Origin of the sequence: Tunturiibacter gelidiferens, from assembly GCF_051013345.1 — a bacterium.
Classification (GTDB): Bacteria; Acidobacteriota; Terriglobia; order Terriglobales; family Acidobacteriaceae; genus Edaphobacter; species Edaphobacter gelidiferens_A.
Genome location: NZ_CP132939.1, coordinates 1,929,870 through 1,942,710, shown reverse-complemented (window position 1 = coordinate 1,942,710; position 12,841 = coordinate 1,929,870). Strand labels below are relative to the sequence as shown.

Sequence of the window (12,841 nt, the reverse complement as noted above, 5' to 3'; positions counted from 1 at the left end):
CTAAAGGTGGTGTTTATGGCACAAGGAAAACGGAACAGGCTTTCCACTGAGCAGCGGACGGAGATGTGGCGCCGCTGGAAGTCGGGCGAGTCGTTGCATGAGATTGGGCGTGCCTTCGGTAAGGGGCATGGTTCCATTCGGTTCCTGTTGACGCAGCGCGGCGGGATCGTTCCTGCTGCTCGTCGGCGCTCACCGCGAACGTTGACGCTGGCCGAGCGGGAAGACATCTCACGTGGAATTGCATCCGGTTCGTCGATTCGGGAGATAGCCAGCGGGTTGCAACGGCCTGTGTCGACAGTGAGCCGGGAGGTGGTGCGTCATGGCGGGCGGCCACTCTATCGAGCCAGTGAAGCCGATCGTCAGGCCTGGGAGTCGGCTCTGCGACCCAAGGTGTGTCTTCTTGCGAACCATGAGACATTGCGGACGATCGTGGCCAGTAAACTGATCCTGGACTGGTCGCCGGAACAGATTTCGAAATGGCTGAAGGTCCACTATTCCAGCAACGAGAGCATGCGTGTGTCCCACGAAACCATCTACCGCAGCTTATTCATCCAGGCCCGCGGAGTGCTGAAAAAGAGCTGGTTGAGCACCTCAGGTCCAAGCGGCTTATACGTCGCTCACGGCACTCGCGGGCTGCGGGACAGTATCGAGGTCAGATCGTCGATGCCATCTCTATTAGCGAAAGACCTGCCGAGGTTGAAGACCGCGCTATTCCCGGTCATTGGGAGGGCGATCTGCTCGCAGGCAGCAAAAACAGTCATATCGCAACCCTGGTGGAACGGCATTCGCGTTTCACCATGCTGGTCAAAGTGCCCAGCAAAGACACCGCGACGGTCGTCGCCGCGCTGAGCAAGCATGTGCTTAAACTCCCCGCGACCCTGCGGCGCTCCTTGACCTGGGACCGGGGGCACGAGATGGCAAAACACAAGAGCTTCACGGTAGACACCAATGTAAAGGTCTACTTCTGTGATCCGCAGAGCCCTTGGCAGCGCGGCACCAATGAAAATACCAACGGCCTACTAAGACAGTACTTCCCCAAGAAGACCGACTTGTCCGTCCACTCTCAAGCCGATCTCAACAAGGTAGCTCTGCGCCTCAATCAACGCCCGCGACAAACTTTGGGCTTTGAAACTCCGGCGAGTAAACTGCAAGCCAGTGAGGTGCTGAACCAGCTCCTTTTCAGCACTCCGCGGGCCTGGATGAATAAGCTGCGGTAGATGGTTTCGTGGGACACGCGCAGGCTCTCGTTGTTGGAAGAGTGGACTTTCAGCCATTTCGAAATCTGTTCCGCCGACCAGTCCAGGATCAGTTTACTGGCCACGATCGTCCGCAACTTCTCTTCGATGGCAAGAAGGCACACCTTGGGTCGCAGAGCTGAGTTCCATGCCTGACGGTCGGCTTCGCTGGCTCGATAGAGTGGCCGGCCACCGTGACGCACCACCTCCCGGCTCACTGTCGACACAGGCCGTTGCAACCCGTTGGTTATCTCCCGAATCGACGAACCGGAAGCAATCCCTCGTGAGATGTCTTCCCGCTCGGCCAGCGTCAGCGTTCGCGGTGAACGCCGACGAGCAGCAGGAACGATACCTCCGCGCTGCGTCAACAGGAACCGAATAGAACCATGCCCTTACCGAAGGCGCGCCCAATGTCATGCAACGACTCGCCCGACTTCCAACGGCGCCACATCTCCGTCCTCTGCTCAGTGGAAAGCCTGTTCCGTTTTCCTTGTGCCATAAACACCACCTTTAGAAAATGAATTCATATCAAATGGTGTTGCACCGACCGGTTGAGACCGCCCCGGTTTCAGGGAACTTCGGGAGATGATGGGAGGGAAGGTAAGCCAATTGGCTTATGGCGATTGCCTGATCGTTTGCATCGTTCGGATAGCGCTTGTCGTTGAAGCCCCGCACAGGCGGATCGAGCGCGTAGCGCAAGAACTCGATGGCAGAAGATGTGCCATCGTCGTCGTAGTATCCGCCGTCGACGAAGTGGACGCTGTGGCCATCACTACCGTTGTCCTTGTCGGTGTAGGTTTCTGGAATTCGGGCAGCGGATGAGACGTAAGGGAAGGTGCCCGAAAGCTGCGCCGCGGACGCCAGCGGTAGATCGGCGCGTTTGTTCGAGTTAAAGATGTCCAGGAAGGATTCTGCCGGCGGACCCTCAATAGGTCCGATTGCGTAGCTAGGGAGCCGATAGTTGGAAAGCAAGAAGCGTTCGCCTGCCTCCGCTGTGGTCGTATTCATGGTGAAGGCCGGGAAAACAGCAGTGTTCTGGAAATCAGCCAGTGTAAGTTGCGCTGGTCCGCTCGCCCGGGAAGGCCATAGACACCAGATGCACAGACGCCGATACCATGGCACCTTCGGTTCTGGGGGTGGCCCTTGGATGTTAGATGACGTGTCTTTCCGACTGGAGGAAATGCAGTAGCTGTCATCGGCATTTCTGGCGAACCCGCTACGGAGCGCCCGGGTACGGTCCTTGAAGAGGGTGAGGATTCAAGGTCGTCATCATCCGAAGAAGATCGAAGTACGACGGGAGCCAAGGGCACGATTGCCTTGGGCACGTCGTAGTACACCAGCCCCCAGCCCACTGCTTCGAGACTCGAGCACTGAGAGGCGATGACCATTCTGTTGAAGTCGGGGCTACCGCCGCTCGTTGCCGGGTCGATCTCGCGGAGATAGTAGGACAGGCCAGTGCTTGCTCCAGAGACAGTGCTAAGGAGCACGATATGCTTGCGGAAGCTTTCGGTCTCCGAGGCCATCTCATCGTTGAGTTGCTTGAGTACCCGCGCTGTCCAAGCCGAGGCGTGTAGGCCGCCACCAGTCGCAGTAACGATGATGAAGGGGTGACTATCCTCTTCACCGGCATCCGCGTCCGCCTTGAGCTTTGCCCCAAGGATCTGAGCTGGAGTGGAAAGCTTTAGTTCTGCGTCATCAAGACGCAGGGGAGTCGTGGAAACATAATGCTCTTCGGAGCTTCCGTACCAATGGAAGATGCGCGGTACAAGGGCGAATAGGATAAAGAGCGTGAGGACCGGAATGCGGAAACGATCCAGAAAGAAGGCGAAACCCGCAAATGTCCAGCCGAGAACGATCATGAGCAGCAGCACCGCGGCCAGGGTGGGAAACCGCTCTGGATCAGTCAGACAGTAGACCAAGGGAATGACGGCGCAAAAGCCAACTGCTCCGCCACTGAGGAAAGCCTGCCATCGACGGAGGAGCCGTTTGTCTTCGCATCTGCCGCTAAAAAACACCCTGAGCACGAGAAGCAGAGACACCAGGATGACAGCGAACGCCAATCGCGACCAGGCCGTCGGCCTTGGAGCGGTAAGAGGGTAAAGCACCCAGAAGAGCACAATAAATCCGATCGCCGAGATGAATGTGAAGACTTGTGCTTCATAAAACTGGTTCATCTTGTTCACGTACCCGGGTAGGCGCGGAAGTTCGCTCGACTTGTTGGAGACATAGGCTGTGAGCCTCCCAAGCCAGTCGCTTCTTCGGAGGGACGTTGTAATGTCTTCGAGGGTCTTTGGCGCGTCGAGAACAGGAGTCCCGGGTGGCTTGAGGAAGAACCAGTGTCTGGGAAAGAGGATGGTGCGGGCAGCGTTGGTTCCGAGCTTGAGAAGATCGTTCTTCTTGGGATCGCCCGGCCTCGTATAGGCCAAGTAATACCAGGCGTTCAGAACGTACCAAAACAAGAGGGCTGCGTCCCGATCGCGAGACCGAGGGCAATTGCGTGTCCGTCCACCTCCTCACAAAAACCGTCGATCACAAGATAGACGAATATGAGGATTGTCGGGATGAGCGAGTAAAAGACCGGCCACACTTCTCCCTGAGCAGCGTCGTTGGCGAGGAGCTTCACTAGCCAATTCGGCCTATCGGCTGCAAAGCGTTCCTTCCCGTTGATGACAGTCGTTCGCGCAGTGGCAAGAGCTACGAAACCAGAGGCAACCAGATAGAAAGCGAGATATCCGGACCAGTACTCGGGGACGAAGATACCGCGAGTGAGAGTCCTGGTTGAAAACGAAAGCAAACCCCAGTCAGCTAGCGCAAAGACGGGCGGAAAGAGCCAGAGGATGAGACTAAACCGAAGGAAGTAGAGGTACTGCAAGGTTCTCGAAATTTGGATACGCAATGAAGTCCGCTCCGTCTCTTTTATCGAAGTCAGCCGTCGAAATCACAACGCGGCCCAGAACAGAAAGGAGGCAATTCTGCGGACCATTGACAATGTCATCCAAGGATGACGAACTGATACGGCCGCAATGGAAGCGTCATATAGCAGGCCCCGCTTGGAGCCGCCTGTACTACGACACTGCCGATACCTCCGTAGAGGTATTCGAGAGTCTTTCCAGCCGAGTGAATCGTACTGTCGGCGAGGATGCTGTCGCTTCTAGAGGCCCCGGATACGTTGTAGGCCACCAAGACCTCGCGCGTGTAAAGCAGTCGAGAGAATGCCAAGGTATATTGACTTCCATACGGCAAGCCGAAGTCTGTCCCATTGCCGATCTGACGGTAGTACATGCGACCAAAGCGCAAAGGTTCTTCAGCGCGCATCACAGCTGCGATCTTTGCAATCTCTTGATAGATTCTGCAACCGGTATTCAACAGACTGCTATTGTTCGCTTTATCAAACATTGCCTCACGCATTTGTGGATCGCCACCGCTTCCACTAAACCCTTGCTCCGTCCCGTAGTAAATACATGGAGTGCCTAACGCACATAGGATGAAACCGATCGCCGCAATGACTTGGTCGTCTGTTGCTCCGTTCGCGAATCGTCCAGTCGGCTGCCAGAATGAGTCATGATTATCGACAAAGGTCACAAGATAGCGACCGCTCTCGCCACGATTCAAAGCTCGATTGAGCTGCAGTTCCAGACGGTTGAATAGGCCCTGGGGACCGTTCTGGGCCTTCAAAATCGTGGGTAACGGCGCATTGTTGGGATCTTGATAAATCCCCTCCGCCAGCCGGAAATCGAGTACCGAGTCGAGCCCAATGAATACCGTGTCATTTCCAACCTGTACCGACGTATTGGGCCCAAGATAGCTGTTGTAGAGATCGTCAGATGCTTCGGCGACCTCCCCGTACAAGAAGAAGCCGCGCTTTCCGAGGGCGTAGGCATACTCCCTGACGTTCGAGCAGAACCTCGAACAGGCCAACGCTCCCATATGCTTTACTGCGTCGACGCGAAAGCCATCGACGTCCGCTTCCCGAATCCAATAGCAGAAGACCATGATCAGGGCGTTGATGACCGTCGAACCGATCGGATTATCATCGTTTTCGTAGTCTTTCAGGCTGGCGATATCTCCGAGTTGGTACTCAGGGAGCGCCTCGTAGTTGCCGATCTGTCCACACCGATGGTAGTAATCAGGATTACGAAGTTCTACAGGAATGGGCCGATCATTCCTTCGCCAGGCTCCGAATGGAAACTGTTGGCCACCGCTGTAATTGTAAGAAAAATTGCCTGGATAACCCCAGTTATCCCCAGAGTGATTGATTACAACGTCCATGATGATGCGGATGGGCCATGGTTGGTCGCCCTTTACAAAATTGTGAGCGGCCTGGACGAGGTCGACAAGGTCCTGCTTGGTGCCAAAGTGCGGATCGATGTCGAGATAGTTGTTGATGTCATACCCGTGATAGGAGTTTGCTTCGAGTACCGGCGAGAGCCAGATCGCAGTACAGCCCAGCCCAGCGATATAGGCAAGGTTGTTGGTGACTCCCCGGATGGTGCCTCCGTAAAAGTCACCTCCTGCCGCTACTCCGATAGAACGTCCGGCGATAGTGGTGGCAATACGATTTGCAGAATCCTGGAAGCGGTCCGTCATCGCAAAATAGATGAACTCTTCCCGCCACTCGCGCTCGAAGTTGAAATACTCTTTGCCAGGAATGGGCGACAGATCGACGTCCGTCAGAGAAGTGAGCACACTCATAAACAACTCCGCAGTGAGGTGAGTGACCAGGCCCGGGCTAGTGCGATTAGTATGCACTAAGTCAGGAAAGAGTACTAGTTCCCTTGTCTAGAAATCGTATGTATTTGATCTGCAGAATATTGCACCGGCGCTCCCGCTGACCTCTTCACCTCGCCTGTTAACAAAAACAATCGATTCGACCCCAAAGTGATGTACAGTCTCTGCCATGCCGAGCGCAGCGATTCTCTACGCTAAAGATGTTGTGACCGTCGCAGGAGCGGTAGGTAGCTTTATTGTGTTTTCGATTGGTGTATCAACCTACTATCGGACTGAAAAGTGGAAGAGGGCTGAGTTCCTAGCGAACGAAATGAAGGAGTTCTTCGCCACTCCAAGGGTTCAGAAGGCTTTGATCCTCATTGATTGGGGGTATCGCAGGGTCGATCTTCTTGAAAATGCGCCGCCGGAAAAAGGAAGCGTCGTCGTGACGAGAGCCATGCAAGCGTCAGGCCTGCGACCACATACCCTTTTGACGCCGAACGGCGCTGACATCGATATGGCGGTCGATGACGAGAGGGAACACAAGACGAGCTTCACTCATGCAGAGGCGGCAATACGAGATGCATACGACGCACTTCTCGACGGCTTTGAGAGATTGGCAAGCTACGTCAAAACGGGTCTAGTTGAGGTCGCCTCGCTACGACCATACGTCGGATATTGGGTCGACGATATTGCATCGCCTACCGACAATAGTGAGGATGCTGCCTGGTGCGCTGCTTTGCTGACCTACATCAGCTTTTACAGATACGACGGTGTGCTTTGGTTGTTCGACGCCTTTGGGAAGAGTATTCGCCCTTCTGCTCCGATCTATTCCACTCTTCTCGCGGCGATGCAGGACCAGGAATTTGCGTCAGAGCTCGCCCGAGCCGTTGGTTGTACCTATGATCGCAAATCGGCTTGATACTTCTACGACCTCCAAGCGGATGCCTGTTAATGGCACTCCAATCCTCGTCGTCTTCCGTTTTCCGATCTTCCTCAACTTCAGCAAGGATGGTTCTCTGCGCCAACGGTAGTGAGGGTATTGTTTGGGCGGATGACTCCCGGCGTCGCTAGATTGATGCGTTTTGAGTCCGGATAAAACTGGTATTCGGCCCCGCTGGCGGTTGCTCATTAGTGAATGAGCGCTGAGACGATATAGTGAACGAAATGCCCGATAAGCCACGAAAGGTCAATTACGAGACCGCCCTCATCACGCATGTCGATCTCCTGGGATTTCGTTCTTTGGTAAGACGACGACACCCGGCCAGATTTCGAAGGTTCTCCGGCTTTTTACGGAAGCTGTCGGGCCGGGACCATATCGCTCTCAGGTTCCGGATTTGACCGAAAGTCAGCACGTTTCCTTTTCTGATCTGCACATCTCGGTGATTCCCACTCGGAGAAAGAGCGGCGCAGTGCGCGGAATCATCTTTCGTCAACTCATGCGGCTGGTCTTTGCTCAGCTTCGACCATGACAGACATTGCTGCCAGGAAGCTGGCCCAGCAAGAGGAGCTTCGGTTGTGATGTTGTCGCAGGAAAATCCAATCAATGGCTTACTTGTAGTACGCTCCGATGAAAAGCAGCAGAGCGCCAATCAGGGAAAGGAGCGCTTTTATCCATCTGCTGATTGCACCCGCGCGACAAGCCTTCACCACCACTGAAGCCCGGTGCCCATCCGCAACGATCGTCATCAGGATCTCACTCATCTCGTCAGCAAAAAGCAACATAACTAAATCATTCGTTTGGCCGATTTCAGGGTTAACGCTCATTTGCGAGTTGTGCACGGAATATCCGCTGTTCACTGCGCCGTTCACGTCATTCGTCAGCGTCACGACTACGCGATTTTGTGGACCAAACTTCTGTGCCGCATTCACGCCAAACCAGCCGCACATGGTCGCCAGGCAGTTTCACATGCGGTAGTCATGAACTGCGCCCTGGCCTTCACCTGGGAAATGCTCGCAGCGTCAAATTTCGTGTCGTCAAACTGTATCTGAAAGTTCTGACTTTGGAATATTTGGATACCCATTACCTATCTCCTTCATTGATTGATCGGAGAACGCTTCAAGGGCAGATGCTGGTGCTTCTAATAAGAGCACAGAGGGACATGCCCGCCGACGTGATTACTAAGTAGTGTTAGAAGACGGCTGTTCAAATAGTCGATTTTGGACTATTCCATCATAGACTTCATCCTCAATTTGTGCAGGAAAAATCGCAGTTCTCGCGTGAATATGGGATTTTCCTGCGCCGTCTAAGAGCGGCTCGAGAGCGAGCGGGTTTTAGTCAAGAGCAACTTGCCCTCACGTTGTCTCACACACAATCGACGATCAGCAAGATGGAGCGCGGCGAACGCCGTGTCGACGCAGTTGTATCGGATATGTGCTGCACTTGGAATCCGCAGCTCGGATTTCATGCAAAAACTCGAAAAAGATTTAGACGGTCTCAGTTAGCGCTAGTATCAACGCGTTGCCTTTCAATATTGCGAAGCGCTACATCAGTTAGGCTGCCTGCTGTTTCGACTGCACCGGTAGGTCAATTTGGATTCGGCACATAACCTTACTTTTATAACAATCAGAACCAAAGCATATATGAATAAAGCACGTCTTTTGTTCAAGACAGCGCCGATTCTCCTAGGGAGAGTCTGCACAAGTTCTGCATCGCTTGCCTGATTGATTAATCTGATAGCTGCGAGGAGATTGCGATGAAGCAGCAGAGTCTGTCGAGTCAGGGTGTGTTTGAGAAGTACGGGCGGAAGAGTCGGCGGGAGTTGTTTCTGGACGAGATGGAGCAGGTGGTTCCATGGTCTGCGCTGGAAGCCCTGGTACGACCGCACTATGCGAAGGCGGGCAAGGGACGGCAGCCGGTAGGGTTGGCGATCATGCTGCGGACTTACTTTGTGCAGCAGTGGTTCAATCTGTCGGACCCTGGGGTGGAAGAGGCGTTGTACGAGTCTGCGGCGCTGCGGCGGTTCGTTGGCGTGGACCTTGGGATTGCGCCTGCGCCGGATGAGACGACCATCCTGCGGTTCCGTCATCTGCTGGAGAGGCACGAGCTGGGCGGGTTGATGCTGGATGCGGTGAACGTGCATCTGGATGCCAGGGGCATCCGGATCGCGACGGGCACGATTGTCGATGCGACCATCCTGCATGCGCCTTCGTCGACCCAGAACGCGAGTGGCGAGCGCGACCCGGCGATGCACCAGACCAGGAAGGGCAACCAGTGGTACTTCGGCCTGAAGGCGCATATCGGCGTGGACGCGAGGAGGGCATCGTCCACTCTGTGGCGACGAGCGCAGCCAGCGTGGCGGACTGCCACATGTTACCGGAACTGCTGCACGGCCAAGAGCGTAAGGTGTGGGGCGACGGCGGCTATCAGGGCCAGACCGACGCCATCCAAGAGGCCGCTCCGAAGGCACAGGACATGACCTGCAAGCGGACGAAGTTCAAAAACTATGTCGACGAGTTACAGAAAAAGAAGAACCGGAGTAAGTCGAGGGTGCGGGCCAAGGTAGAACATCCGTTCCGGATCCTGAAGCGCATCTTCGGCTTCGACAAAGTGAGATACAGAGGCATCGCGAAGAACCATCACCGCCTGTGCGCGAACTTCGCGCTGGTGAACCTGTACCTGCACCGCAAACGTCTGGCAGTCCTTGGGCAGTAGTGCGCCTGGAAGCCCCGGAAAACGGGCGGATGCGCGTTCCAATTAGCCCTCCAACAGCATCAAACCAACCAAAACCCGCGCATCTTCCATGCCCACTCCCTGACCCCAGAAAGTCAGACGCCTACGCAGAGGTTCCCTAGAGAGTCCGATTGGATATCTATACCGAGTGGCTCAGGTAAATGAATACAGAAATTACTTATCAATTCTGGAGATGGCGGGGCTAAAGACTTGCGCCAAGACGATTGGGGAAAAAGATCTCCTTTATCTAGCAAGGACACTTCGTTTGGAAATCATTGAGTGCCGACAACTCTTTTACACGGAAGTGGAAGGCTATTCTGAAAAGCGTTGCCGTTTCTTGGGAACGAACATTGACGTCCTTCAGCTCAATTTTCGATATCCGCGCGTCTGCCCCCTGTGTCTGAATGAGCGTGCCGTATGTTTGGCTGTTTGGGACCTGTACTTAATCACTGCTTGTGTAGAGCATAGATGTCTGCTCATCGACACATGCCCGCATTGCAGAAGGAGATTACGGTGGACCCGACCGAGAATCAATCTGTGCGAATGCGGTAGTGATCTATGCAATATCCCTACTGTAGGCGCACAGAGAGACACTCTTGCCTTGAATGCAGCGATTCTATTTTCCATTGGAATAGGTCGGGAAAGAACTAACACGCTTGCCAAAAGACAGAAGGTTGCGACAGATTTAAAAGCGGATTTAGTCTTTGGGAAGAACAGTCACATATTTGTGGCCGCCCAGTTTCCGCTCGAAATAGCTCAATTTAACCTCCACTCTTTGCTTTGTTTAATCCAGCTATTTGTGTTTACAGAACCTATACTCTATGGAAGGAAATCCTTCCGTAGATCCACTGTAGAACGCGCCATAGCATTCGGATCCAGAGCATCAGCCATGCTTCTTGGATGGCCCGACGGGTTTACAGCCTATCATAAAGACCAACTGCCAGAGATAGATAACAGTCAAAGGCATCTGGGGCCCAACCAGATCTACGGAATTTTTTATCGTCGTCTTCTCTATGACAAGCGTTACGCTGAGTTCAATTTTGTTCGCAATGAATTTGAAAAGTTTGTTTCCCAGGAAGAGATTGCTTCTCGTTATCCAGATTTATGCTCGACCATACAGATTCGAATGTCTATCCAGGAAGCGAGGGAGCGGGAGAAGACGGGACAGTAGAACTGCCCGTCTTACCTCCAATTTGTTTCGGAAGGTTATTCCACATCTTAAATTATTGAGCAACAACAGCTTATGGAAATGTTTCACCACTTCTGACAAATATGTCACTTATTTTGACAACCTACAATATGCTTCTCGATATGCATCGGCAAGCTTCCGAAGGGATGGCAGGCAGAGCTGTGTCGTCGCCAAGAATCTTGTAGACGCGGTGCCTTCGAGCAGCTGTACGAAGCCAAGGAACGGCTCGAGACCGTGGCGGCCGGTTAGACTGGCCGGGTAGCGAGCCGGATCGGACCTTCGCCCAGAGTGGATTTAGCAACGAAAAACGCGGTTCTCGTCACCTAACTCCCGGATCGTCGGCAATACGGAAGTTGCCGTTACATTTTCGGGGGGACGACAAATCGCCAATTCGCTAATCTAACTGGCGAAAACGCACCGACTCTAGGGGTTTTAAAGTGGCGTGTTCGCATGGATAGAGAGGCGTCTCCAAACTCCGACGCGGTTGCGTCCATCGGATTTGGCAGAATAGAGGGCCTGATCTGCCTGCTCCAGTAGTTCCGGAGGATCAGCAGGATCTTCGGGCATATATACCGTGAGTCCTACGCTAAGGGTTACCCGCATCCCTTGTTTCCCAAGGTCAGTTGTTGCGAGGCCCACGTCGTCTCGAATACGATCCGCCAGTTGCGAGGCTTCATGCAGGGTAGTGTCGGGCAGCAGAATTGCGAATTCATCTCCACCGTAGCGTCCAGGCAGGTCAGTGGAGCGGAGGCAGTGGGCGATGCGTTGGGCTACTAACTGCAAGACGCGATCTCCCATGGCGTGACCCCCAACGTCATTGATCATCTTGAAATGATCCACATCAATGAGCAGGAGGGCAAAGTGTGAGCGGTAGTGTGACGCGCGCACAAATTCGCGTTCCAGAGCGGCATCGAAGGCGCGGCGGTTTGAAATTTCAGTGAGGGAATCAGTTACGGCATGATGATGCAACTGTTGCACAAGCTCAATCTGGGCCGTAATATTCGACACAATCACAGCCCAGCCTAAGTGTTGCGTCCCGCGATGCAGCGGGAGGACGCGCATCTCGAAGTGCTGTTCTTCGCCATTCACCCGCAGACTCAGATCTCGCACACTCTCCGAAGTGCTGAACGCCTTCAGGAAGCCTGAGTTTTCGGGAAATACGCTGGATAATTCCTTCCCAAGGCAGGGCTCCGACAGCCACGGAAAGAGCACGCTTGCGGCCGGGTTAAAATCCACCAGACGATGCTGCAGATCAATCGCAAGCACTGAATCGCGGATGCTCTTGAACACGAGCGAGCGTACCGTCGGCACAAGATGGAACCACTCCAGTCTGAATACCGCAACGTACACGAGCGCGACCGTAAGGCAGAGGGAAAGCGGCGCCAGGTCGAGTCCCCATGGGCTCCAACCAAAGAAATAAATCAGGTAGCCGATGAGGGGCGGCATGCAGGACAACGCAAAAAAGATAGATTGCAACCTGGCGAGCCCCGAACACCCGCGAATGCGCGATAGGCAAAGCACAGTCCCGTAAGCAAGGGAGCCATACAGAAATGTCAGATTCAGCCACGCAATTGGGCCTCTGTGGACCTCGACCACCCAGAAAGGAACGCGCGGCACAAGCATCATAGAGCGGTCATACAGACCGTGCATGCCGTTGGTCCATTCGGCAATGGCCACGATCACGGGAATGATCGATAAAAGAACTGCGCGGCCTCGCAGACCGAAGTGCCGCCGTCCAATCAGGACCCAAAGCGCCGGGATCCACGGAATACCGATGTACTCCACTCGGAGCCAGAAGATTGCTCCGGCAAGCGTGGTCTGCGCCATCTCTTGCGAGTAACCGAGGCAGTAGAAAGCCTCGGCGCACATCGCCAGAGCCAACAAACGTGACTGCGGTGCCTGGCGCCGACGCGTGATTGTCAGGACGGCCATAACGAACAGGCCAAGAGACACAGCGAGGAGAAAGAGCTCTAAGAGAGTGACGATATTCGCGGGCATGAAAGAGAGGCCACAAATGGCTTGACACCTCACATTATC

At 54.3% G+C, this 12,841-nt stretch carries 12 protein-coding genes and 2 pseudogenes; 7 read left to right on the top strand and 7 right to left on the bottom strand.

Translation table 11 applies throughout. The features are described from left to right. Positions 1–15 precede the first annotated feature (15 nt). Positions 16–261 (top strand): annotated as a pseudogene (locus tag RBB80_RS09615) (IS30 family transposase); the annotation flags it as partial. Positions 262–476: 215 nt separating this feature from the next. After that, positions 477–1,217, top strand: coding sequence for an IS30 family transposase (locus tag RBB80_RS09610; RefSeq protein WP_433969594.1), 741 nt, complete (start codon positions 477–479; stop codon positions 1,215–1,217). Here RBB80_RS09610 and RBB80_RS09605 read toward each other — a convergent pair. From RBB80_RS09605 to RBB80_RS09585, 5 genes are all read right to left on the bottom strand, one after another. Continuing rightward, complete coding sequence (locus RBB80_RS09605; RefSeq protein WP_433967985.1) at positions 1,100–1,603, bottom strand: transposase; 504 nt, start codon at positions 1,601–1,603, stop codon at positions 1,100–1,102. The genes RBB80_RS09610 and RBB80_RS09605 overlap by 118 nt on opposite strands. A 160-nt stretch (positions 1,604–1,763) precedes the next feature. Next, positions 1,764–2,243, bottom strand: a complete 480-nt coding sequence (locus tag RBB80_RS09600) for a hypothetical protein (protein ID WP_433967984.1) — start codon at positions 2,241–2,243, stop codon at positions 1,764–1,766. After that, the gene (locus RBB80_RS09595) at positions 2,240–3,661 is read right to left on the bottom strand and encodes a hypothetical protein (protein WP_433967983.1); all 1,422 of its coding nucleotides are present in this window, start codon (positions 3,659–3,661) and stop codon (positions 2,240–2,242) included. The genes RBB80_RS09600 and RBB80_RS09595 overlap by 4 nt, the downstream gene beginning before the upstream one ends. Positions 3,662–3,675: 14 nt before the next feature. Continuing rightward, positions 3,676–4,131 carry a hypothetical protein gene (locus RBB80_RS09590; RefSeq protein ID WP_433967982.1) on the bottom strand — a complete coding sequence of 152 codons (456 nt, stop codon included), beginning with the start codon at positions 4,129–4,131 and terminating at the stop codon, positions 3,676–3,678. Between the two features lie 95 nt (positions 4,132–4,226). Continuing rightward, positions 4,227–5,927, bottom strand: coding sequence for an alpha-amylase family glycosyl hydrolase (locus RBB80_RS09585; RefSeq protein ID WP_433967981.1), 1,701 nt, complete (start codon positions 5,925–5,927; stop codon positions 4,227–4,229). Positions 5,928–6,132: 205 nt separating this feature from the next. Here RBB80_RS09585 and RBB80_RS09580 point away from each other — a divergent pair, with 205 nt between their 5' ends. Continuing rightward, the gene (locus RBB80_RS09580; protein ID WP_433967980.1) at positions 6,133–6,864 is read left to right on the top strand and encodes a hypothetical protein; all 732 of its coding nucleotides are present in this window, start codon (positions 6,133–6,135) and stop codon (positions 6,862–6,864) included. 629 nt (positions 6,865–7,493) lie between these two features. Here RBB80_RS09580 and RBB80_RS09575 read toward each other — a convergent pair. Beyond that, positions 7,494–7,832, bottom strand: coding sequence for a hypothetical protein (locus RBB80_RS09575; protein ID WP_433967979.1), 339 nt, complete (start codon positions 7,830–7,832; stop codon positions 7,494–7,496). Positions 7,833–8,137: 305 nt separating this feature from the next. Between RBB80_RS09575 and RBB80_RS09570 the strand changes: the two genes are divergently transcribed. The 4 genes and pseudogenes from RBB80_RS09570 to RBB80_RS09555 all read left to right on the top strand — a co-directional run bounded on the left by RBB80_RS09570 (position 8,138) and on the right by RBB80_RS09555 (position 10,786). Further along, on the top strand, positions 8,138–8,491 hold the full coding sequence (locus RBB80_RS09570; protein WP_433967978.1) for a helix-turn-helix domain-containing protein: 354 nt from the start codon (positions 8,138–8,140) through the stop codon (positions 8,489–8,491). A gap of 147 nt (positions 8,492–8,638) precedes the next feature. After that, a protein-coding gene (locus RBB80_RS09565; protein ID WP_433964472.1) for an IS5 family transposase occupies positions 8,639–9,597 on the top strand; the annotation gives its coding sequence in 2 pieces (ribosomal slippage) (positions 8,639–9,194 and positions 9,194–9,597; 960 coding nt in all). A 136-nt stretch (positions 9,598–9,733) separates the two neighbouring features. Continuing rightward, a pseudogene (locus tag RBB80_RS09560) lies at positions 9,734–10,081 on the top strand (TniQ family protein); the annotation flags it as partial. Between the two features lie 135 nt (positions 10,082–10,216). Continuing rightward, the gene (locus tag RBB80_RS09555) at positions 10,217–10,786 is read left to right on the top strand and encodes a hypothetical protein (protein ID WP_433967977.1); all 570 of its coding nucleotides are present in this window, start codon (positions 10,217–10,219) and stop codon (positions 10,784–10,786) included. Between the two features lie 450 nt (positions 10,787–11,236). Here RBB80_RS09555 and RBB80_RS09550 read toward each other — a convergent pair whose 3' ends face one another. Further along, positions 11,237–12,802 (bottom strand): histidine kinase N-terminal 7TM domain-containing diguanylate cyclase, encoded by a 1,566-nt coding sequence (locus RBB80_RS09550; RefSeq protein ID WP_433967976.1) that lies wholly within the window; start codon positions 12,800–12,802, stop codon positions 11,237–11,239. Between the last annotated feature and the right edge of the window lie 39 nt (positions 12,803–12,841).